The 21,049-nt window shown below is 71.1% G+C and carries 20 protein-coding genes; 14 read left to right on the forward strand and 6 right to left on the reverse strand.

The annotated features are described in order from the left end of the window. Window positions 1-133: 133 nt before the first annotated feature. From EES42_RS41235 to EES42_RS41250, 4 genes are all read right to left on the reverse strand, one after another. Window positions 134-1,138, reverse strand: a complete 1,005-nt coding sequence (locus EES42_RS41235) for a hypothetical protein (RefSeq protein WP_124723336.1) — start codon at window positions 1,136-1,138, stop codon at window positions 134-136. After that, complete coding sequence (locus tag EES42_RS41240) at window positions 1,138-3,465, reverse strand: WXG100 family type VII secretion target (protein ID WP_124723337.1); 2,328 nt, start codon at window positions 3,463-3,465, stop codon at window positions 1,138-1,140. Before EES42_RS41240 ends, EES42_RS41235 begins: the two co-directional genes overlap by 1 nt. Before the next feature lie 15 nt (window positions 3,466-3,480). Further along, window positions 3,481-3,921 (reverse strand): hypothetical protein, encoded by a 441-nt coding sequence (locus tag EES42_RS41245; RefSeq protein ID WP_124723338.1) that lies wholly within the window; start codon window positions 3,919-3,921, stop codon window positions 3,481-3,483. Window positions 3,922-4,460: 539 nt separating this feature from the next. Continuing rightward, window positions 4,461-5,468: an SEC-C domain-containing protein gene (locus EES42_RS41250; RefSeq protein ID WP_124723339.1), complete on the reverse strand. Its 1,008-nt coding sequence runs from the start codon at window positions 5,466-5,468 to the stop codon at window positions 4,461-4,463. Window positions 5,469-5,554: 86 nt separating this feature from the next. Here EES42_RS41250 and EES42_RS41255 point away from each other — a divergent pair, with 86 nt between their 5' ends. The 6 genes from EES42_RS41255 to EES42_RS41280 all read left to right on the forward strand — a co-directional run bounded on the left by EES42_RS41255 (window position 5,555) and on the right by EES42_RS41280 (window position 10,551). Then, a complete protein-coding gene (locus tag EES42_RS41255; protein ID WP_124723340.1) occupies window positions 5,555-6,361 on the forward strand; it encodes a class E sortase in 807 nt (268 codons plus the stop codon). 55 nt (window positions 6,362-6,416) lie between these two features. Further along, complete coding sequence (locus EES42_RS41260; protein ID WP_124723383.1) at window positions 6,417-6,575, forward strand: DUF3311 domain-containing protein; 159 nt, start codon at window positions 6,417-6,419, stop codon at window positions 6,573-6,575. Beyond that, entirely contained in the window at window positions 6,572-8,107 is a 1,536-nt protein-coding gene (locus tag EES42_RS41265) for a sodium:solute symporter family protein (protein WP_124723341.1), read from the forward strand. The genes EES42_RS41260 and EES42_RS41265 overlap by 4 nt, the downstream gene beginning before the upstream one ends. A 153-nt stretch (window positions 8,108-8,260) precedes the next feature. Then, window positions 8,261-8,593, forward strand: coding sequence for a DUF6412 domain-containing protein (locus EES42_RS41270; RefSeq protein WP_124723342.1), 333 nt, complete (start codon window positions 8,261-8,263; stop codon window positions 8,591-8,593). A gap of 190 nt (window positions 8,594-8,783) precedes the next feature. After that, window positions 8,784-9,554: a YidC/Oxa1 family membrane protein insertase gene (locus tag EES42_RS41275; RefSeq protein ID WP_124723343.1), complete on the forward strand. Its 771-nt coding sequence runs from the start codon at window positions 8,784-8,786 to the stop codon at window positions 9,552-9,554. Window positions 9,555-9,690: 136 nt separating this feature from the next. Next, window positions 9,691-10,551 carry a fumarylacetoacetate hydrolase family protein gene (locus tag EES42_RS41280; RefSeq protein ID WP_124723344.1) on the forward strand — a complete coding sequence of 287 codons (861 nt, stop codon included), beginning with the start codon at window positions 9,691-9,693 and terminating at the stop codon, window positions 10,549-10,551. Between the two features lie 79 nt (window positions 10,552-10,630). On the opposite strand, the gene EES42_RS41285 is transcribed toward EES42_RS41280, so the two are convergent. Next, on the reverse strand, window positions 10,631-11,110 hold the full coding sequence (locus EES42_RS41285) for a heme-degrading domain-containing protein (RefSeq protein ID WP_124723345.1): 480 nt from the start codon (window positions 11,108-11,110) through the stop codon (window positions 10,631-10,633). Then, window positions 11,107-12,279 (reverse strand): Gfo/Idh/MocA family oxidoreductase, encoded by a 1,173-nt coding sequence (locus EES42_RS41290; protein WP_241196918.1) that lies wholly within the window; start codon window positions 12,277-12,279, stop codon window positions 11,107-11,109. Before EES42_RS41290 ends, EES42_RS41285 begins: the two co-directional genes overlap by 4 nt. Before the next feature lie 164 nt (window positions 12,280-12,443). Here EES42_RS41290 and EES42_RS41295 point away from each other — a divergent pair, with 164 nt between their 5' ends. From EES42_RS41295 to EES42_RS41335, 8 genes are all read left to right on the forward strand, one after another. Next, a complete protein-coding gene (locus tag EES42_RS41295; protein WP_124723347.1) occupies window positions 12,444-13,565 on the forward strand; it encodes an ROK family transcriptional regulator in 1,122 nt (373 codons plus the stop codon). Window positions 13,566-13,953: 388 nt separating this feature from the next. Next, window positions 13,954-15,291, forward strand: a complete 1,338-nt coding sequence (locus EES42_RS41305) for a hypothetical protein (RefSeq protein WP_241196911.1) — start codon at window positions 13,954-13,956, stop codon at window positions 15,289-15,291. Window positions 15,292-15,385: 94 nt separating this feature from the next. After that, a complete protein-coding gene (locus EES42_RS41310) occupies window positions 15,386-16,156 on the forward strand; it encodes a GntR family transcriptional regulator (RefSeq protein WP_124723349.1) in 771 nt (256 codons plus the stop codon). A 168-nt stretch (window positions 16,157-16,324) separates the two neighbouring features. After that, window positions 16,325-17,449 carry a TIGR03364 family FAD-dependent oxidoreductase gene (locus EES42_RS41315; protein ID WP_124723350.1) on the forward strand — a complete coding sequence of 375 codons (1,125 nt, stop codon included), beginning with the start codon at window positions 16,325-16,327 and terminating at the stop codon, window positions 17,447-17,449. Continuing rightward, window positions 17,446-18,171 carry a phosphonatase-like hydrolase gene (locus EES42_RS41320; RefSeq protein ID WP_277426171.1) on the forward strand — a complete coding sequence of 242 codons (726 nt, stop codon included), beginning with the start codon at window positions 17,446-17,448 and terminating at the stop codon, window positions 18,169-18,171. The genes EES42_RS41315 and EES42_RS41320 overlap by 4 nt, the downstream gene beginning before the upstream one ends. Further along, complete coding sequence (locus EES42_RS41325; protein ID WP_124723351.1) at window positions 18,168-19,268, forward strand: ABC transporter ATP-binding protein; 1,101 nt, start codon at window positions 18,168-18,170, stop codon at window positions 19,266-19,268. Before EES42_RS41320 ends, EES42_RS41325 begins: the two co-directional genes overlap by 4 nt. Next, on the forward strand, window positions 19,261-20,205 hold the full coding sequence (locus EES42_RS41330) for a 2-aminoethylphosphonate ABC transporter permease subunit (RefSeq protein ID WP_124723352.1): 945 nt from the start codon (window positions 19,261-19,263) through the stop codon (window positions 20,203-20,205). Before EES42_RS41325 ends, EES42_RS41330 begins: the two co-directional genes overlap by 8 nt. Continuing rightward, on the forward strand, window positions 20,192-20,989 hold the full coding sequence (locus EES42_RS41335; RefSeq protein ID WP_124723353.1) for an ABC transporter permease: 798 nt from the start codon (window positions 20,192-20,194) through the stop codon (window positions 20,987-20,989). The genes EES42_RS41330 and EES42_RS41335 overlap by 14 nt, the downstream gene beginning before the upstream one ends. Window positions 20,990-21,049 lie beyond the last annotated feature (60 nt).

Below are 21,049 nucleotides of genomic sequence, written 5' to 3' on the forward strand. Positions count from 1 at the left end.
GCGTGTTCTGCGCCTGCCGGACGAAGAGCGACGCCGCGGTGCTTCCACAACTCCTCGTCCGCGTGCGGTGGAGCAGGGGATGACCTCACCCGCTTCCGGGTGCCGACGGCACCTGCGCCCTGCCCCGGGCCGCCTACTCGCTGATCGCTTGGTCGGGGGTACCGCAGCCGTGCCGCTCGGCTGACCGTGCGGCGAAGGAGAGAAGCGCCTTGCGCTCCCCGGCGCCGGCTGTGGCGTGGGAGGCGACAGGTTCCAGCGTGTACAGGGCCGTGCCGGTGGGGCACGACGCGGTGGTCCAGGACTTGCCGTCGTTGGTGCCGCCGGCGCCGACGTAGTCGTTCGGGTTGCGCTGGGGGTTGCGGCGGGGGGCGTTCGTGTACGGACCGTAGTAGGCGGCCAGACGGAACGCGGGGACGCCTTCGGCGTCGGCCGTGAGGCATTGCTCGATCGGAGCCGCGGCGTCCGTCGCAGATTCGTACGAGGGTGAGCTGATGCCCCGACAGGTGCCGGTCGCGGTTCCGGCCTTGGCCAGGTCCTTGAACGCGCCGGACGGTGCGCCGCGCACCTTCGAGGAGTCGTGCTGTGCGCACCCCTGATCCTTCGCCGCGGCGTCCAGGGCGCGGGTGACCAGTACGGCCATTCCGTCCTGCCGGTCCTGCGTACTGCCTGCGGAGTCGGCCCGGGTGGCGGTCAGGTTGAGTACCAGATCATCGTCCGCCCCCTTGCCGCAGGGCAGAAAGGCGGTGGCGTACGGCTTCGTGCCGCTTCCCGCGGACACCGCTGCCGGCCGGCCCCTGCCCACTGGAACCAGCATCTCGGCGGGGTCCTTGGTGAGGAACAGGCCTGAGTTCACCTTGATCCACTCTGCGTCCCTGCCACGCTGAACGGATATCGCCACAGAGGCCCCGGTCTCACCGGGGTCGTAGGCCAAGCATCCCGCGCCGCCGGATTTCTTGCCGCTCACCCGGTCCGCGCCCAGCGCCTTCTGCACCTCGGAGGCATCGACCATGCCTCGGCACGCGTCGTCCAGCGCACGTGCGTCACGCCAGTCGTCGTAGGTTCCGGTGGCGTAGACGATGCCGCCTCCGGCAGCGAGAACGGCAGCTGCCGTTGCGGCAGCGATGACGGACTTCTTCATCAGGACAGTCCCCGATGCAGATCGGCAAGGGCTTGGTTGCGGGCTGAGCCGTAGTGCAGGTTCATCTGGTCCTGCAGGTAGATGGCGCGAGAGTCCGTCGTGTAGTCCATGCCGCGCGTCTTCTCCCACTGCTGGACCAGGTCGAGGGCGCCTTGCGACTTGGCGCCCATGTCCGCGGCCACCTTGACATTGGCGACCTGGTCCGCCTCTGCCTTCACATCCTTGGACCATTCATAGGTGGCGCCGTCCACCATGCGCTGTGCGACGTCCCCGATGTTGGGGATGATCGTCAGGGGCGCACCCCCTGCGTGGTAGGAGTACCGAGCCACGTCGTCCGCCCATGCCTTGCGGGCGTCGCGGTCGTCGAGGATGACATCGGCTCCGATGGCGTTGAAGACGCCGGATCCCATGCCTACATCGGCGACCCGGTTCTCCCAGTCCTTGTTGTCGCTGTACGTCGCGTCGGCACCGGCGAGTGCCGCGGCGGCCTGTGCGCGTTCGGCGTCGTAGAGATTGGCGAAGTTCTGCGGGTTGTCGGAGACGCCCCGCAGCACCCGGGTCAGGGAGTCCTGGGAGACGTTGAGGTGACCGCCGTTGGCGTCCTCGAAGACAGAGCCGCCTTCCGGATACTTGTAACGGGGGTCGTGCGTGAGCGTGTTGTGGGTGTCCGGCGAGTAATCCACCAGGGCCCGGGCGATGGGATCGCGCAGGTTGGCGTCGATGCTGTCACCCTTCGTGTCCTGGTCGAGGATGTTCACGGTCGATTGCATGATGCGCGCTTCGGCCGCGCTGTGCTTGCCGTCGCTCGGCTGGGACGTGTCGCCGGCGGGATGGCCGGTGGATCCTGCCTCGATTGCGGCACCGAGCCCGGTGCGGTTGTCGCCGTCAGCAACATCAGAAGCGTCCATCTCTATCTCACCACGCCACACAGTGGTGTTGGTGACGTTCCAGTCCCGCTCCTTGAGGAGGTAGTCGAGGCGGTCGTCACTGCCGTCGCCGGAGTGGGGGTCGAGATAGCCGGTGGACGTCTCGGGGTCGCGGCCCATGATGCCGAGGGCGGCGTCCACCGGGTCGTTCGCGAACCAGGACATTCCGCCGGCCTCGTCGAAGTTGCCGTACAGGTCCCAGACGTCCTTGTCGTGCTTCTCCGCTGAGATCATGTCGTCCGTGACGTCCGCCATGAACTGTGCGGACGGCTGGTCGCTGCCCTGTTCCATCAAGGTCATTAAGCTCTGGTAGCCCCGTACTTGCTGCCCATGCCCCTTGGCGACGGTGTTGGTGTTGTTCGCCGCTGCGTCCAGGTCGTACTTCTCCATCCCCGCCGTCTTCAGCCCGTCGCGCCATTCGTTGTAGAACGACGCATCCGAAGTCTTCTTCCATTCCGAGAAGGCTTCCTGGTATGCCTTGGATCCGTACGTGAGCTGCTTACCGTCCGGTCCCTTGAAATCAGGAACGCGGGTCGCCCCGGACACCGTGTTGGCCAGCCCCTGCTCCAGGCCGAGGTACTGCGTCTTGTTCTTGGTGTCGTCGTGGTATGCGAGATCGTTGAACCGGTTGGACAACTCAAGGGTTTTCTCAGGGCCCAGAGAGTCGAGGAGCGTCTGGCTGAATACCGTGTCGTGCGCGTTGTCCCGGAAGAACCGGTCCATTTCGGCCCGCTCTTCAGCTGTCAGCTTCTCACCGTCGAGCAACCTGTCCGCGTAGTACTTGGCCTCGCGAGCCTCGTACACCTCGATGTCGCCCACCGCCGAGCCATTGAACGTGTGGCCCCCCAGAGGGTCGAGCGCGCGCTCGACCCAGCTCTTGATACCGGCCGCCTCGTGGAGGGCCAGTTTGACGCCTTGGTCGGCGTCGTCGACCGCCCGCACGGCCTCCTTGATCGCCTTCGTCCAGGCAGCCTCGGAAGCCTTTGCCTGCGACACGTACTTGGGGTATTCGTCGTCGTGCCGCATCGGAGTGAGCTTGCTGAAGTCATAGACAGCCTCCCCCTTGCTGTTGACGGACATTTCGTCCGCCTTCGCCTCCTCCACCACCTTATTGACGTGGCCGATCAGCGTGGAAAACTGCTGATGCGCGTCCCGTAGGAGCGACGCGATGGCGCGGGCCTCCGTCTGCCCGTTCTTGAACTGCTTGCGCGTATTCGAGAACTGCCCTGCTGCTGCGTCGGCGCTTTCGCCCACCCACGTGCCGTCTTTGGGAAACGACTCCACCTTCGCGGCGTAAAGGGTATCGAGTTCCTCGAAACCGCCGGCCATGCCGTCCCAGTCCTTGGCCGCCGCGGTCAGCGCATCGATCCTGATGGTGACCACGTCCTGATAGCCGAGCATGCCTGTTCCCCGTTCCTAGACTTCGCGCCGAGGGGCGGACCCGGCATCGATCCCCGCTACCCCGCTCCTGACGTCGTAGTCGACGTACTGGAGGTCCCTGTGGGCCCCCTCCAGATCCTCCTGGTCCTTCGCCAAACGCGCCTTGAGGTCCCTGACCTGCAATTCCCATTCCGCGTGCGCGTCCTTGAGGCCGGTACCGGTGTCCCAGCCCGAGAACTCTCGCACCGCGGAGGACGAGGACTCATCGGCGTGGCGGCCGGCTTTGTCCGTCCCCGGCCGTATGGATTCTCGCAAGGCCTTGACCGCGATCTTCTTGCCCGGTTGGTTCGTCTTCAGGTCGGCCGCGTCCCCGCTGCCGCCTCCACCGCCCGCGGCGGGAGCGCTGTCCAGACTCATGCCCTCCTGCCGACGGGCCCGCGCATCGACCTTCAGTTGCTCCCACTCGTCCCACGCCATCTCAGGGACTCCCTCCGTAGTTGCTGTATCCGTGCGGCCACGCCGTATGCCTCGGTCCCAGTGGTGCGTCCGGCTGTGCGGAGCCCGGTGCGGCAGCACATCGCTGTCTGCGCGGCACCCCGACGACAGGGATCGCATCCGTGATTGCGGCAGAGGCAATACCCCTCAAGAATCCACCGGGTTGCGGTGTGGGCAGAGCACGAGCCGTGATCCTGTGCGGCGGCCCTCGATCCCTCCAACCGCCTCAGGAGATCGTCCACCCGCATCTTGAAGGTCACCGACGTCTCGTCCTCAACGCGCAGCCAGTTCCTCGGCAACTGTCCCTAGTTGCTCACTGACAGCGCACCTGACCTCTTCATTCGTAACAGAAGCAACTCGGACAAGGTAGCCGCGATCTTGTCTCAGCACGGAATCGTGACGCTGCCCCCGAGATGGTGTGCCGTGGCGGTGCCACTGCCCGGCTTGATCGTCCCACCTGGGGCGCGCCGTGCGACGAGTAGGCGCCCCGGCCGGACCGGGGCCGCCTCCGATCCGATGCCTCACTCGCCCCCGTGGCACTCCCGATAAGCCCGCCCCGATCCGCACCAGCAGGCCGCGCTGCGGGCCGGGGGCCAGGGGGTCGCCCGGCCCCGGGCGGCGAGGGTGGTGGCGTACTGGGGGAGGAGGTTCGGGTCGGAGGGGGAGGCGGCCTCCGAGGCGGCGAACGCCTCGTACGACGGGACCGTGCCGGTCACGATGCCGAGGTTCGGCGTGCCGGCCTGGTGGAGGTCGCGCAGGGCGGCCTCCAGGCGGGCCAGGTGCTCCGGGTGGGAGGGGTACTCCTCGCGCAGGTCCGGGTAGGCGGTGAGGAGTTCGGCGAGTTCGGCGGCCGGCCAGTGCAGCACCGCGACCGGGAACGGGCGGGACAGCGCGGTGCGGTACGTGCCCAACTCGGCCCGCAGGCGGGTGATCTCGGCCTGGAGCTCGCCCGGGTCCGAGGAGCCCAGCGACCACAGGCGCTTCGGGTCGTGGAGCTCGTCCAGCGGGACGGTCGCGGTGTGCAGGGTGTCGGCGAGCTCGTCCCAGGCGTCGTGGTCGACGCCCATCAGCCTGCGCACCCGGTGGCGGCCGGACAGCAGCGACTGGCTGGCGTACGGGACCTCCTCGCCCGGCGTCAGGAGGAGCGTCAGCGCGGTCGAGAAGTAGTCGTGGGCCGCTTCGAGTTCGTCGTGGGCTTCGAGGGTCTCGGCGGCGATCTCCCAGGGGCCCGGGTCGAGCGGGCCCGCGGCACGGATGCCTTCGATGATCGCGCGGGCCTCCGCCTCGTGGCCGTACTCCCACAGGTTGGCCGCGTTGAGGGCCTTGACCAGGTGCGGGTGGTCGAGATCGGGATCGGTGGAGCCGAGGAGTTCGTCGTAGAGGGTGGTGGCGCGGGCGCGGTCGCCGGCGAGTTCCAGATGGGCCGCGGCCTGGAGGAGCAGCGGCTCACGGTCCTCGGGGTACCGCGCCGCGGCGCGCAGCAGGCGCTCGGCTTCGGTGGTGTGGTCGGCAGGCGTGTCGGGGCGCATGAACCACACCGTACTGCTGTACGGCTTCGGGGCGGAGGGTTGTTCCAGGGCTGGAGAGTTACGGGCCGGGGGCCTATCGTGCGGCCGTGCGGGAGCGGATACCGGTGGTGGTGCAGCGGAACTCGCGGGGGCGCAGGGTCGCCGCGCGCGGGCTGTGGACGGCTGCCGAGTTGGTGGTGACCCTGGGCGTCGTTCTGTTGTTGCTCGTTGTTCATCAGCTGTGGTGGACCAACCGGCAGGCCCGCGCGGGAGCCGAGCACCAGGTGCGGGCCCTTCAGCGGGAGTGGGGGGAAGAGCCGGGGAGCGGGACGGGCGGCGGTGATCCCGGGGGTGGGAGCGGGGGCGGTTCGGGTAAAACGGGTAAATCCAATGATTCCGGTGCGTCCGGCGGGCGTTCGGGTGGAGGCGAGGGCGGTGCCGCCGCGCGTTCCGCGCCCCGCTGGGACCAGGCGTACGCCGTCATCCGCATCCCGCGCCTCGGGCTCGTCGCGCCCGTCGCCCAGGGCATCAGCAAGAGCGGCGTACTCGACAAGGGATACGTCGGGCACTACCCGCGCACCGCGCAGCCCGGCCGGCCCGGGAACTTCGCGCTCGCCGGGCACCGCAACACGCACGGCGAACCCTTCAGATACATCAACCGGCTGCGGCGCGGGGACCGGATCGACGTCGAGACCCGGGAGGCCGTGTACACGTACACCGTCGACCGGACGCTGGCGCGGACGAGCCCGCGCGACGGCGGTGTCATCGCCGCCGTACCGCGCAGCAATGTGAAGCCCTACACCGGGTACACCGAGGCCGGTTCCTATGTGACGCTCACTACCTGTACGCCCGAATTCACCTCTCGGTACCGGCTTGTCGTATGGGGAAGACTCGTGGATGTCCGGTCGCGGTAGCGGCATCGCACTAAGGTTCCCTGACGTGCTCAGACGACGTCCGCAGTTGTTGTGGTTGCTGGTCCCCTACGTGCTCTACCTGGGGGTGCTGCCGCTCGTGAACCGGGTCCACCCGGTGATCCTCGGGCTGCCGTTCCTCTTCGTGTGGCTGCTCGGGGCGACCCTGCTGACCCCCGTCGCCGTATGGCTGACCCGGCGGGGGGACCGCCGGTGAACGCCACCGTCGCGACCTCCGTCTTCGCGGTCTTCATGGTCGCCACCGTCGCCCTCGGACTGCTCGCGACGCGCGGGCGGCGCAAGGGGAACGGCGAGGGCGGCGGGCTCGCCGAATGGTCCGTGGGCGGACGCAGCCTCGGGACCGTCTTCATCTGGGTGCTGATGGCCGGCGAGGGCTACACCAGCTTCAGCTATCTGGGCGCCGCGGGCTGGGGCTACAACTACGGGGCGCCGGTGCTCTACGTGGTGGCGTACATGTCCTGCGGGTACGCCATCGGCTACGTCGTCGGCCCGATGCTCTGGGCGTACGCGCGCAGGCACGGACTCGTCGGGATCACCGACATGGTCGCGCACCGCTTCGGACGGCCCTGGCTCGGCGCGCTCGTCGCCGTCCTCGCGACCGTCTTCCTGCTGCCGTACATCCAGCTCCAGATCACCGGCATGGGCGTGGTCGTCTCGACCATCTCCTACGGTGCCATCAGCCTGAACTGGGCCTACTTCATCGCCTTCGCCGTCACCACCGGCTTCGTCGTGGTGAGCGGGCTGCGGGGCAGCGCGTGGGTGTCCGTGCTGAAGGACGTGCTCGTGATCGCCACGCTCGGGTTCCTCGCCGTCTACGTACCGATGCACTACTTCGACGGCTACGGGCCCTTCCTCGACCGGATCGTCACCGAGAAGAGCGAGTGGCTGACCTTCCCCGGGCACGGGGACAGCGGACTCGGACAGGCCTGGTTCATCACCACCTCGTTCCTCAACTCGCTCACCGTGGTGATCTTCCCGACGACCGTCGCGGGCTACCTCGGCGCGAAGAACGCCGACGTGCTGCGCCGCAACGCGATGCTGCTGCCCGCCTACAACGTGCTGCTCTTCGTGCCGATGCTGCTCGGCATGGCGGCCCTCTTCGTCGTGCCGGGGCTCGTCGGCGCCGAGTCCAACCTGGCGCTCTTCAAACTGGTCGTGGACTCGCTGCCGGCCTGGACGGTCGGCGTCATCGGGGTGGCCGCGGCACTGTCCTCGATCGTGCCGATGGCCGTCTTCATGCTGGTCATCGGCACGATGTGGGGGCGCAGTGTGCTCTCGCTCGTACCTCGCCTGGAGCGGCGGCAGAAGGGCGCCGCGCAAGTGGTCGTCGTGATCGCGGGAAGCCTCGCCCTGCTGCTGACGTACACCGCCCCGAACACCCTGGTGCGGCTCTCCCTCATTTCGTACGAGGGAATGGCCCAGCTGCTCCCGATGGTGCTGCTGGGGCTGATGTGGCGGCGGTTGACCCTGCTCGGGGCGATGAGCGGGCTGGTCGTCGGCGTGGGGGTGGTGTGCGGGTTCGTGTTCACGGAGAACGACCCGGTGTGGGGCGTCAACGCGGGCATCGTGGCGCTCGGCGCCAACCTCGCCGTCGCGCTCGCGGTGACGTACGCGGGACCGCGCGAACGCGACGAGCGGCCGGACGGCGAGGTGCTCGCACGGGACGAGATCCCGGCCCCGGAACGGGAGCCGGAACCGGACGGCGCTCCCGCGGGAACGAGCCACTGACCGCCGCCGGACGGACCGGTGCGCCGGTCGGGGGCGGACCGGTGTGCCGGACCCATCGTGTATAACGGCTGGAGAGCATCACACGCGCGTGTGTACGAACGGCACGGGTGCGAGACCGGCCGACCGGCCGCGAAGGGGAAGAGGGGAGGGGCCGTGAACGGTGACGTGAGTCGTCTGCGCGGTGGCCTCGCCCGGCTGCTCCGCCCCGCCGGACTGCTGCTCTTCCTCATCACCGAGGTGCTCCTCGCCGAGGGCGGCAGCCTCTCCGCCGCGGTCGCGCTCGCCGCGACCGCCGCCGCAGGCTCCGCGCTCGCCGTCGCCTCCCTCATCAGCGCCCGGTGCGCCGCCCCGGTGCCCCGCACCCGGGTCCGTACCGCCATCCGCGACCGGGAGAAACGCACCGCGTTCCTGCCGCAGCGGGATCCCGACGCCAAGGGGCGCAGGCGCCCCCGAGCCCCCGGCCGTGCCCTTCCGACGGCCGCGTAGGGGCGCGCAGCAGTAGCAGCCACTCCCCAGCGGGCACCACTCATCGGCGCCTGGCAGGCACCACTCATCGGCGCCTGGCAGGCACCGATCATCGGTGTCTCGCAGGCACCACTCATCGGTGCCCCGCGCGGTCCGTCATGCCGAGTCCGTACTTACTCCCGGCACGACGAGACCCCCGGAGGGCTCATCCATGTCCGTCTTCATGTCCGCATTCGCCAGTCTGGTCGGCGCGCTGGCCGATCTGCTGCACCCGCTCTTCCAGACCGCCTCCGCCGCCGCCGCGATCGTGCTGTTCACCGCCCTCGTACGGCTCGCCGTGCACCCGCTGTCGCGGGCCGCGGCGCGGGGGCAGAAGGCCCGCACCAGGCTCCAGCCGCAGATCGCCGCGCTGCGCAAGAAGCACGGCAAGAACCCCGAGCGGATGCAGAAGGCGCTCATGGAACTGCACAAGGAGGAGAAGGTCTCGCCGCTCTCCGGCTGCCTGCCCAGCCTGTTGCAGATGCCCGCCTTCTTCCTGCTCTACCACCTCTTCTCCAGCCAGAAGATCGGCGGCGAGCCCAACGAGCTCCTCGGCCACCAGCTCTTCGACGCCCCGCTCGGCGAGCGCTGGCACGACGCGCTCTCGCACGGCGGGATGTTCGGCCCGCAGGGACTGGTCTACCTCGGCCTCTTCGCGATCGTCGCCGCCGTGGCCACGTTCAACTTCCGGCGTACGAAGCGGCAGATGGCCGCCAACCCCGTCGCTCCGACCACCGGCCCCGACGGGCAGCCGGTGCCCGGCATGGGCGCGATGACGAAGCTGATGCCGCTGATGTCCTTCGCCACCCTGTTCACCGTGTCCGTCGTGCCGCTCGCCGCCGCGCTGTACGTCGTCACCAGCACCACCTGGACCGCGGTCGAGCGGGCCGTGCTCTACCGCGACATGCCGGCCGCCAAGGCCACCGTGGCCACCGCGGCGTGACCGCGGACGCGGGGGTGCCGGTCCAGTGTGTGAACAGGGTCTTGCGGAGTGATCGGAGGTCTTGGACGATCGGACAAGCCTGCGATGGCCGCCACCCATCCGACGGGCCCGATCTCGACCAAGGGGAGATAGACCGTTGAAGCTGCTTCGTGTGGGTACGGCAGGCGCGGAACGACCGGCGCTGCTGGACGGGAACGGAACCCTGCGCGACCTGTCGGGAATCGTCACCGACATCGACAGTGCCCTGCTCGCGGACGAGTCCGCGCTTGCCCGGGTACGGGCCGCCGCGGCCGCGCCCGGCGAGCTGCCCGAGCTCGACGCCGAGGGGCTGCGGGTCGGGCCGCCGCTCGCCCGGATCGGCAAGATCGTGTGCATCGGGCTGAACTACCACGACCACGCCACCGAGACGGGAGCGGCGATACCGACCGAGCCGATCCTGTTCTTCAAGGCGCCGGACACCGTCGTCGGGCCCGACGACACGGTGCTGGTGCCGCGCGGCAGCGTCAAGACCGACTGGGAGGTCGAGCTCGCGGTCGTCATCGGGCGCACCGCCCGCTACCTGGAATCCGCCGAGGAGGGGCTCGCGCACGTCGCCGGTTACGCGACCGCGCACGATGTCTCCGAGCGCGAGTTCCAGATCGAGCGCGGGGGCACCTGGGACAAGGGCAAGAACTGCGAGACGTTCAACCCGCTGGGTCCGTGGCTGGTGACGGCGGACGAGGTCGCCGACCCGCAGGCGCTGTCGCTGAAGCTCTGGGTCAACGGCGAGCTGAAGCAGGACGGCACGACGGCCGACCAGATCTTCCCGGTGGGCGAGGTCGTCCGGTACCTGAGCCACTTCATGACGCTCTACCCGGGCGATGTGATCAACACCGGGACGCCGGCCGGGGTCGCCCTCGGTCAGCCCGAGCCCAAGCCGTATCTGCGGGCCGGGGACGTCGTCGAGCTGGAGATCGCCGGGCTGGGACGGCAGCGCCAGGAGCTCAAGGACGCGTAACGGGTGCGGAGGGGAAGGGCGGGGCGACCGCCCGCCCCTCCCCGAGCGGGCCGGCCCCCCTCACGGAGTCATGCGGCAGTCACGCGTCGAGCGTCGTCGCGAACCGCTCCAGCGCCGCGACCACCATCGCGTGGTCCTCCGCCTGGGGCAGCCCCGAGACCGTGACCGAGCCGATGACGCCCGCGCCCTCGACCGCGATGGGGAACGAGCCGCCGTGTGCGGCATAGACGTCCGGGTCCAGGCGCGAGGAGTCCTCGAAGGTCGTCCCCTTCGCCCGGAACCGGGTTCCGACCAGGTACGAACTCTCGCCGTACCGCTCCACGACCCTGCGCTTGCGGTCGGCCCAGGCGTCGTTGTCCGCGCTCGAACCCGGCAGCGCGGCGTGGAACATCTGCTGTGCGCCGCGCCGGATGTCGATCGCGACCGGGGCGTGGCTCTCCCGGGCCATCGAGACGAGCAGGGCGCCGAGGGCGTACGCGTCGTCGTAGCTGAAGTGCGGCAGTGTCAGCCGACGCTCCTGGGCGATGAGCTCGGAGACGGTCGGAGCGGTGTGGCTCATACGGGCTGCTCCTCGGTATCGGGGAAGTCGGTGGAGTCGGAATCGGAGTCGGTGGCGGACGGCGCCGTCGTGGCGGGCAGTTTCACGGTGACTCCCTCGTGGGCCGAGCGGCGGGCCGCCTCCAGGACATCCAGAGCGGCCGCCGCCTGAAGGGCGGTCACCGGATTCTCACCCGCTCCGCGCAGCGCGGCGGTGACCGCCGCGTAGTACGCGGGGTAGTCGCCCGGCAGTGAACGGACCGGGGTGCCGCCGCCCGTCGCCGGGGACTCGCCCGAGCCGATCCGGCCCCACAGCGCCTCGGGCTCCTCGCCCCACGGCCGGTCCGCCGCCGGACGCAGGCCCGCGCGCAGGTCGGCCTCCTGCGGGTCGAGACCGTACTTCACATAGCCGGCGCTCCGGCCGAGCACCCGGAAGCGCGGGCCGAGCTGGGCCGTCGTGGCACTGACGTACAGATGCGAGCGCACCCCGTTCACATGGGTGATCGCGATGAACGTGTCGTCGTCGGCGGCGGCACCGGGGCGGCGTACGTCGGACTCCGCGTACACCAGTGCCGCCGGTCCGAACAGGGTGAGCGCCTGGTCGACGACGTGGCTGCCCAGGTCGTACAGCAGCCCGCCGATCTCCTGCGGGTCGCCCGACTCGCGCCAGCCGCCCTTCGGCTGCGGGCGCCACCGCTCGAAGCGGGACTCGAAGCGCTGTACCTCGCCCAGCGCGCCGTCCGCGATCAGGCGGGCGAGAGTCAGGAAGTCGTTGTCCCAGCGACGGTTCTGGAAGACCGAGAGCAGCAGCCCGCGCTCCTCGGCCAGGGCCGCGAGCGCCCGCGCCTCGGCCGCCGTACCGGCGACCGGCTTGTCCACGACGACCGGCAGACCGGCCTCCAGCGCGGCGGTCGCGATCGGGACATGGGTCTTGTTCGGCGAGGCGATCACGATCAGGTCGAGCGGGTCGAGCGGATTGTCCGGGCCGGGCGCGTCGGGGCCGTCCGTGCGCTCCCACAGCTCCTGCGGCGACGCGGCGAACCGTACGCCGGGGAACTCGGCGCGCGCCTGGGCCCGCCGCTCCTCGTTCGAGGTGACGATCGTGTCGAGGACCAGACCGTCGGTCGCGGCGATCAGCGGGGCGTGGAAGACGGAACCCGCCAGGCCGTAGCCGACGAGCCCGACACGCAGCGGGGCGCCGGACGGCCCGGGAGTCCCGCCCGGTCCGGGGGCCCCGGACGCTGCGGGCGTCGCGTGGGTCTCGTGGGTCGCGTTGCCAGTCGTGTCTGCGCCAGTCATGTCTGCCACTTAAGCAACGCTGTTGCCATAGTGCAAGCGACAGCGACAATGGTGCGGTGAACAGGAGTAATAGCGGCGCCAACCTGCCGACGCTGCGCAGCCACAACGCGGCGCTGGTGCTGGATCTGCTGCGGGCGGCGGGCGAGTGCGGCATCAGCAGGCTCGAACTCGCCGAGCGCACGGGGCTCACGCCACAGGCCGTCAGCAAGATCACCGCCCGGCTGCGGGCCGAGGGCCTGGCGGCCGGGGCGGGCCACCGGGCCTCCACCGGGGGCAAGCCGCGCACCGTGCTGCGACTGGTGCCGGACGCGGGGTACGCGGTCGGCCTGCACCTGGACCGCGACGAGCTGACGGCGGTGCTCGTCGACCTGTCCGGCGCGGTCGCCGCGAGCCGCACCGCCCCGCTGGACCTCGGCGCCCCGGCGGACGAGGTCCTCGCGGCGGCGACGGAGGCGGTGACCGCGGTACGGGCCGGGGCGCCGGGGCCCGGTCCGGGGGACCGGCCGGTGCTCGGGGTGGGCGTCGCGGTCCCCGGCCCGCTCGACCACCGGGGCGGGGTGCTGCACCGCGTCACCGGGTTTCCGCAGTGGGACGGCTATCCGTTGCGGGACGCGCTCGCGATACGGACCGGGCTGCCCGTCGTCGTCGACAAGGACACCAATGCCGCCGCCCTCGGGCTCGCCCTGCGGGCGGCGGGCGGCGGCGACTTCGCGTATCTGCACCTGGGGACCGGGCTCGGCGCCGGGCTGGTCCTCGGCGGGGCGCTGCATCGCGGGGCCAGGACCGCGGCCGGTGAGTTCGGCCACCAGACCGTCCAGCTGGACGGGCCGGTCTGCGGCTGCGGGGGGCGGGGCTGCATCGAGGCGCTCTGCCTCGCCGCGGTCGCCCGGGGGGACGTCGCGGAGGCGGCCCGGGTGCTGGGGACCGGCGCCGCGAACCTGGTCGGGCTGCTGGACATCGACCGGGTGGTGCTGGGCGGCCGTACGGTGGCCGCCGATCCCGAGGCCTACGTACGGGGTGTCCGGGCCGTGATCGACGAGCGAGCCGCGCTGGGCGGCATCGACGCCCCGGTACCGGTGACCGCCGCCGGAGGAGGCGACCGACCGGTCGCCGAAGGAGCCGCCCAACTGATCCTGGCACCCCTCTTCGGGCGGGCGGGCGGCACGTACGGGGCGTGAGCCGGGGAGGCGGGGCGGTGGCGCGTACGGGGTCGTGAGCCGGGGAGGCGGGGCGGCGCGGGCGCCGACCGGGCGGTGTGTGCAGGGCGTGAGTGAGGTGGACGCGGCGGGGCGGGGTGGCTGGACCGGTCGTGCAGGGTGAGGCAGAGGCAGAGGCAGAGGCAGAGGCAGAGGCAGAAGCAGAAGTAGAAGCGGAGGCGGAGGTGTGGGGTGCGGGACCCCGGGACTGGGCCGATCGGGGGGATTGCGGGGGCCGGCCGGGCGGGGCCGCGGCATGTCGGGGCCGGGTGCCTCGCGCGTGCGTGGCAGCGTCGCGGCCCAGAACCGGTGAACTCCGGCGCACGGGGTGAGCCGACCGTTCGGCGACCAGCGAAGGATGATCCCCCAGATGCCCCCCACACCGCCCCCGGCCGGGCCGCCCCCCAGGGCCGCCGCACCGGCCGGCCCGGCGCCCGGCCGCGTACCGGGTTCGGCGCCCGGCCGGATCGCCGACTCCATCCCCAGCGCCAGCCCCACGTCCATCCCCCTGACCACGGCCGCGTCCATCCCGGTGTTCACCGCCTCCGCGCGTCCCGCCTCGCCCCCGCCGTCCCCCGGGCGCACCCGGCACGGATTCGCGCTCGGGCTGGCCGCGGCGAGCGTCGTCCCCGCCGTCGTGCTCGGCGGCACATCCGTCGTGCCCGCCTCCGCCGCCTCCTCGGCGACCCCGGTCTCCTCGCCCGGCTCCACCACCGCCGACCAGCAGCCCGCCTGTGGTGATCCGGCGGCGAAGGACTTCCCGATCAGCACCCGCATCCGCGGCGGCCCGGACACGTACGCGTCCGGCGGCGGCTACGGAACCTGGTTCCTGGAGCTGACCAACACCACGACCGAGTCGTGCCGGGCCATCCACCCCGTGCTCGTCCTCACCGACGAGGACCGCAAGCTGACCTCGGACCAGATCCAGCTGAAGTTCTCCGAGCAGGCCCGCCCCGGCACCGAGCACCGCGTCACCTGGGAGACCACCGACCTGGACGAGCACATCGGCGTCTTCGGCGGCACGGGCGGCGACTCGTTCGACGGCTTCACCGTCCCCGCCGGCCGCACCGTCACCATCCAGGTCCGGATGGCGTTCACCTCCGACACCAGCCCCGGCCGGATCACCGTCAACGCCGCCATCGTCCAGCGACAGCGCGCGGCGGGCGGCACGGCCGGCAAGCCGGGCAAGGACGACGGGGCCTGGGTCGGCGAGTCCGAGGACTACCCCTTCACCGTCGTCGAGGACAGCGACGCCGTCGATACGGGGGATACAGGGGACACGGGTGATACGGATGACACGAGTGACACGGGTGATACGGATGACACGAGTGACACGAGTGTCACCGGTGAGACGGGCGAGGTCGGCGGCACCGGAGAAACCCCGCCCGACACCCGGCCCGACACTCCGCCCGACACCCGGCCGGACGCGAACCGGCCCGGCGCCGACACCGGTACCACCACCGACACCGGTACCGATACTGATCCCGACTCCACCACCGACTCCACCACCGACTCCACCACCGACTCCACCACCGGCCCCCGGCCGCCCGCCGAGCCCGGCCGGACCCCTGCGGACGGCGTCCGCCCGGAGCTGGCCGCGACCGGCCCGGGCGGCGTCCCGCCGGCCGGCCTCACCGTCGCCGGGCTCCTGATCGGCGGCGGCGCGATGGTGGTCCGGGCCCGTCGGCTGCGCCGCGCGCACCGCTGAACCGGCCTCGGGCCACCCCCCAGGCCATCCCCGGACCACCCCTCCCGCGCCCGGATGTTCACAGATGTTCATGTGCGTCTGCCACCATCGGGACGTGGACTACCCGTACGACCAGGCACCTGGCGCACCCATCCGCTCCGGCATCCCGGAGCACGGCCGTATTCCCAAGTACTACGCGGTCAAGGCTCATGTCTCCTCTCTCATAGCGGAGTTGGGCGAGGGCGGCATGCTGCCCACCGAACGCGATCTGGCCGAGCGCTACGAGGTCTCGCGCGAGACGGTGCGCCAGGCGCTGCGGGAACTCCTGCTGGAGGGGCGGCTCGCCCGCCAGGGGCGCGGCACCGTCGTCGCGGGCCCCAAGCTGGAACAGCCGCTCTCGCTGGCGAGTTACACCGAGGGCGTACGCCGTCAGGGCCGCACGCCGGGCCGTCATCTCATCGGGCTTGAGCGGTTCCCCTGCCCCGAGGCGCTCGCCGCCGACATCGGGGTGGAGCGCGGCGATCCGGTCTGGCACCTGGAGCGGGTGCTGCTCGCCGACGACGACCGGGTCGGCCTTGAGAGCACGTACGTCTCCGTCGCCCGGCTGCCCGACCTGGACACGGACTTCGAGCCCGACTCGTCCTTCTACGCCTACCTCCGCGACCGGCTCCAGATCCCCTTCGGCGATGCCGACGAGCGGATCGAGACGGTGCTCGCGACACCGCGCGAGGCGCTGCTCATCGGAACGCCGCCCGCACTGCCCATGCTGCTGATCCACCGGATCTCGCGCGACACCGCCGGGAAGCCGCTGGAGCGTGTACGGACCCTCTACCGCGGCGACAGGTTCTCCTTCACCGCGCACCTGGGCCCGCAGGACGGCTGCTGAACGACCGTGTCCCCGAACGACCGTGTCCCCGAGTGACCACACTCCCTGACGGTCGACCCATCAAGATAACGAGAACGTAACGGGTCTAGGCCAAGCTTGGGGCCCAGTTCACCCTCCCGTTGCCGCACGGCTCGATGCGGGTCACTCGCCCCGAGGAGCGTAGCCGCCGTGAGAGTCATCGTCGTAGGAGCCGGCGTGGTGGGAACCATGCACGCCTGGCACGCAGTGAATCGCGGCCACGAGGTCGTACAGATCGAGCGCGAGAGTGAGGCGCGCGGGGCATCGCTCCGCAACTTCGGACAGATATGGGTCAGCGGACGGGCCGGCGGCGAGGAGCTGGAGACCGCGCTGCGCGCCCGTGAGCTCTGGGAGGGCATCGGGGCACAGGTCCCGGACCTCGGCTTCCGGGCCTGCGGCTCGCTCACCCCGCTCCGCACCGAGCTGGAGACCGCCGTCGCCGAGGCGGCGCTCGCCCGGCCCGACGCGGCGGCCCGCGGCTACAAGCTGCTCACGGCCGACGAGGCCCGGGCGGTCAACCCCGCGCTGCGCGGGGACTTCACCGCCGCCCTGTGGTGCGAGCGGGACGCCGCGGTCGAGCCGCGCACCGCACAGCTCGCGCTGAAGCGGGAGCTGCTGAGGTCCGGCCGGTACACCTTCCTCGGCGGCCGCGAGGTCCGCGAGGTGGTGGGCACCGCCTCCGTCCGCGACGACCACGGCGACGTGCACACCGGTGACGCCGTGATCCTGGCCACCGGCGCTTGGCTCGGCGGCCTCGTCCGCGAACTGGCCGGCCCCGATCTCCCCGTGCGCCGCGTCCGCCTCCAGATGATGCAGACCGACCCGCTCGGCGAGCCGCTCACCACCTCCGTAGCCGACGCGGACAGCTTCCGCTACTACCCGGCGTACCGGAGCGAGGCGCTGGACGCGCTCAACGCGGAGCAGGCGCAGGCACCCACCGCGGCGGCGCACCGGATGCAGCTGCTGATGGTGCAGCGCCGGGACGGCGGACTGACCATCGGCGACACCCACGAGTACGAGCACCCCTTCTCGTTCGACACCGTCGAGGAGCCGTACGAGCACCTCACCGGGGTCGTCGAGTCCTTCCTCGGCCGCCCGCTGCCGAGGATCCGCCACCGCTGGGCCGGGGTCTACGCCCAGTGCACCGACACCGGCCGGGTCGTCCACCGCCAGCAGGTGCGGGACGGCGTCTGGCTGGTCACCGGTCCGGGCGGCCGGGGCATGACCTGCTCGCCCGCCATCGCCGAAGCGACCGCCAACGAACTGGGCTGGTGAAGAAGTTGAGCAACACCGAGAAGCTGAGCAGCGCCAAGAAGCTGAACCTGATCGTCCTCGACATGGCCGGCACCACCGTCGCCGACGGCGGCCTCGTCGAGCAGGCGTTCTCCGCCGCCGCCGGACGCCTCGGCGTCGAGCCCGGCTCCGCCGACCACGCCGAGAAGCTCGACTACGTCCGCGCCACCATGGGCGAGTCGAAGATCTCCGTCTTCCGGCACCTCTTCGGCGACGAGGACCGGGCCCAGCAGGCCAACACCGCCTTCGAGGAGGCGTACGGCGAACTGGTCGACGGCGGCCGCATCGCCCCGATCCCCGGCGCCCGCGAGGCCATCGAGCGGCTCAAGGGCGAGGGCCGGACCGTGGTCCTGTCCACCGGCTTCGCCCGCACCACCCAGGACGCGATCCTGGCCGCGCTCGGCTGGCAGGACCTGGTCGCCCTGACCCTCTGCCCGGCCGACGCGGGCGGGCGCGGCCGCCCCTACCCGGACATGGTCCTCGCCGCGTTCCTGCGCACCGGCGCCGTCGACGGCGTCCAGCAGACCGTCGTCGCGGGCGACACCTCGTACGACATGCTCAGCGGGGTGCGCTCCGGGGCCGGGATCGTCGCCGGGGTGCTCACCGGCGCCCACGACAAGGACCAGCTGACCCGCAACGGCGCCACGCATGTGCTCGGCTCGGTCGCCGAGCTCCCGGAGCTGATCGCGCGGGCCGAGGCATGACCGGCGGGGAGCGGTCCGTCCGCAGCGGAATCAGGTTCGACCAGGTCAGCGTCGTGTACGGCCAGAACACTGTCCTCGACCGGCTCGATCTGACCGTCGAACCCGGCGAGGTCATGGCCCTGCTCGGCCCCTCCGGGTCCGGCAAGACCACCGCCCTGCGCGCCGTCGCCGGATTCGTGCAGCCCGCATCGGGCCGGGTCCACCTCGGCGACCGCGACGTCACCGGGCTGCCGCCGCACAAGCGCGGCATCGGCATGGTCGTCCAGCAGTACGCCCTCTTCCCGCACATGCGGGTCCAGGACAACGTCGCCTTCGGGCTCAAGGCCCGCAAGGTCGCCAAGGCCGAGATCCCCGAACGGGTCGCCGAGGCCCTCGAAATGGTCGGCATGGCCGCCTACGCCAAGCGCTACCCGCGCGAGCTCTCCGGCGGCCAGCAGCAGCGCGTCGCCATCGCCCGCGCGCTCGCCATCCGGCCCGGCGTCCTGCTGCTCGACGAACCGCTCTCCGCCCTCGACGCCCAGCTCCGCTCCGGCATGCTCGCCGAACTGGCCAGACTGCACCGGGAGTTGCCGGACGTCTCCATCCTGTACGTCACCCACGACCAGGTCGAGGCGCTCACCCTCGCCGACCGGATCGCGGTCATGGACAAGGCCCGGCTGCAGGACTGCGGCACCCCGCAGGACCTGTACCGCCGCCCGCGCACCGAGTTCACCGCCTCGTTCGTCGGCAACGCGAACCTGCTGCCGGTCACCGTCACCGAAGGCGCCGACTCCGTCGACTTCGCCGGCCGCGCACTCGACGTACCGACCGGCGACGTCACCCGGGGCGCCACCGCCACCCTCTGCGTCCGGCCCCACCTGGTCGGGCTCGGCGACGGACCCAACGCGCTCAGCGGCACCATCGCCGAGGTCCAGTGGCGCGGCTCCACCCACCGGCTCTACGTCGACATCGACGGGCACCGGGTCAAGGCCGACCTGAAGGAGCTGCGCGAGACACCGGCGCTCGGCGACCGGGTCACGCTGCACTTCGCGGCCGAGGACGCGGTGCTGCTGCCCGCGGGCGCGGCACCGGGAACCGGGGGAGGGGCCGATGACTAGCGCCGCGCACCCCGTCGCGTCGGACATCACGGCGACGAAGACCCCCCGTCAACGCACCGGCCCGTCCCGGGCGGTGCCCCCGAAGGCCGGTCCGCGGGAACCGGCCCGCCGGGCCCGCCGCATCCCTGGCTTCGTCTGGGCGCTGCCGCCCGTCGCCGTCCTCGCCCTCGTCTTCCTCTACCCGCTGGCCCTCGTCGTCCAGCAGTCCGTCAGCCCGGACGAGGGCGGCACCTCGATCGCCCCGTACGGCGATGTGTTCGCCTCCGAATCGTTCCGCTCGGCGCTGACCACCACCGTCTGGCTGGCGGTCGGCTCCACGGCCGGATGTCTGGTGCTGGGCTTCGTCCTGGCGATGATCATCGCGTTCGTGCCGTTCCCCGGCGGCCGTGCGGTCGCCAAGTTCATCGACGTCTTCCTCTCCTTCCCGTCGTTCCTGATCACGCTCGCCCTGCTGTTCATCTACGGCAACGTCGGCATGGCCAACGGCGTCTGGACGGACATCACCGGGGCGGCCGACGGGCCCTTCGACTTCCTCACCACCCCGTGGGGCGTACTGCTCGCCGAGATCACCTACTTCACCCCGTTCGTGATGCGCCCGCTGCTCGCCGCGTTCTCGCAGCTCGACAGCGCGCAGCTGGAAGTGGCGTCCTCGCTGGGCGCGAAGCCGGCCCGGATCGTGCGGCAGGTGATCCTCCCCGAGGCGCTCCCCGCGCTCGCCGCCGGCGGCAGCCTCGTCCTGGTGATGTGTCTCAACGAGTTCGGCATCGTGCTGTTCACCGGGGCGAAGGGGGTCACGACCCTGCCGATGCTCGTCTACAGCAAGGCGATCCTGGAGTCCGACTACCCGGCGGCCTGTGTCGTCGCCGTGGTGAACATCGCGATCTCCGTCGGCCTCTACAGCCTGTATCGGATGGTGAGCCGCCGTGTTGGTGCATAGCCGCACCGGGAAATGGGCCACCTGGTCCGTGTTCTTCGTGCTCTTCGTCCCGCTGTTCGCGGTGCCGCTGCTGGTCATCCTCGCCGCCTCGTTCACCACCAACTGGTCCGGCGCCTTCCCCTCCGGACCGACCACCGAGCACTACGTGGCGGCGACCGGCGGCGACTCCCTCCAGGCGCTGACCACCAGCCTGATCACGGCCGTCAGCGCCAGCCTGCTCGCCCTGACCATCGGTTCCTGGGCCGCGCTCGCCGCCGCCTCGATGCGCAGGCGGGGCAGGCGCTTCCTCGACGCGCTGTTCATGCTGCCGGTCGCCGTGCCGTCCGTCGTCGTGGGCCTCGCCGTGCTCGTCGCGTTCAGCAAACCGCCGATGCTGCTCAACGGGACGCGCTGGATCGTGATCCTGGCGCACACCATTCTTGTCACGGCGTTCGCCTATTCGTCGGTTTCGGCGGCAATAGTGCGTCTCGACCCGATGTACGAACAGGCGGCGGCCAGTCTGGGCGCCCGCCCCGGTTACGTCCTGTGGCGCATCAAGCTGCCGCTCCTGCTGCCGTCCCTCACGGCGGCCGCAGGGCTCTGCTTCGCGCTGTCCATGGGCGAGTTGAGCGCCACGATGATGCTCTACCCGCCGGACTGGACACCGCTCCCGGTACAGATCTTCGCGGCCACCGACCGTGGCTCGCTCTTCACCGGAGCGGCCGTCGCCGTGGTCCTGATGGGAACGACGCTGCTGGTACTGCTCGGCGTCTCCAAGATCCGCACCAGGGCCTCGTACCGCTGATCCGCCGACACCCCCGTACCGCTGATCCGCCGACACCCCCGTACTGACTCCGGCCGGCTT

The organism is Streptomyces sp. ADI95-17 (assembly GCF_003846175.1).
Lineage (GTDB): Bacteria > Actinomycetota > Actinomycetes > Streptomycetales > Streptomycetaceae > Streptomyces > Streptomyces sanglieri.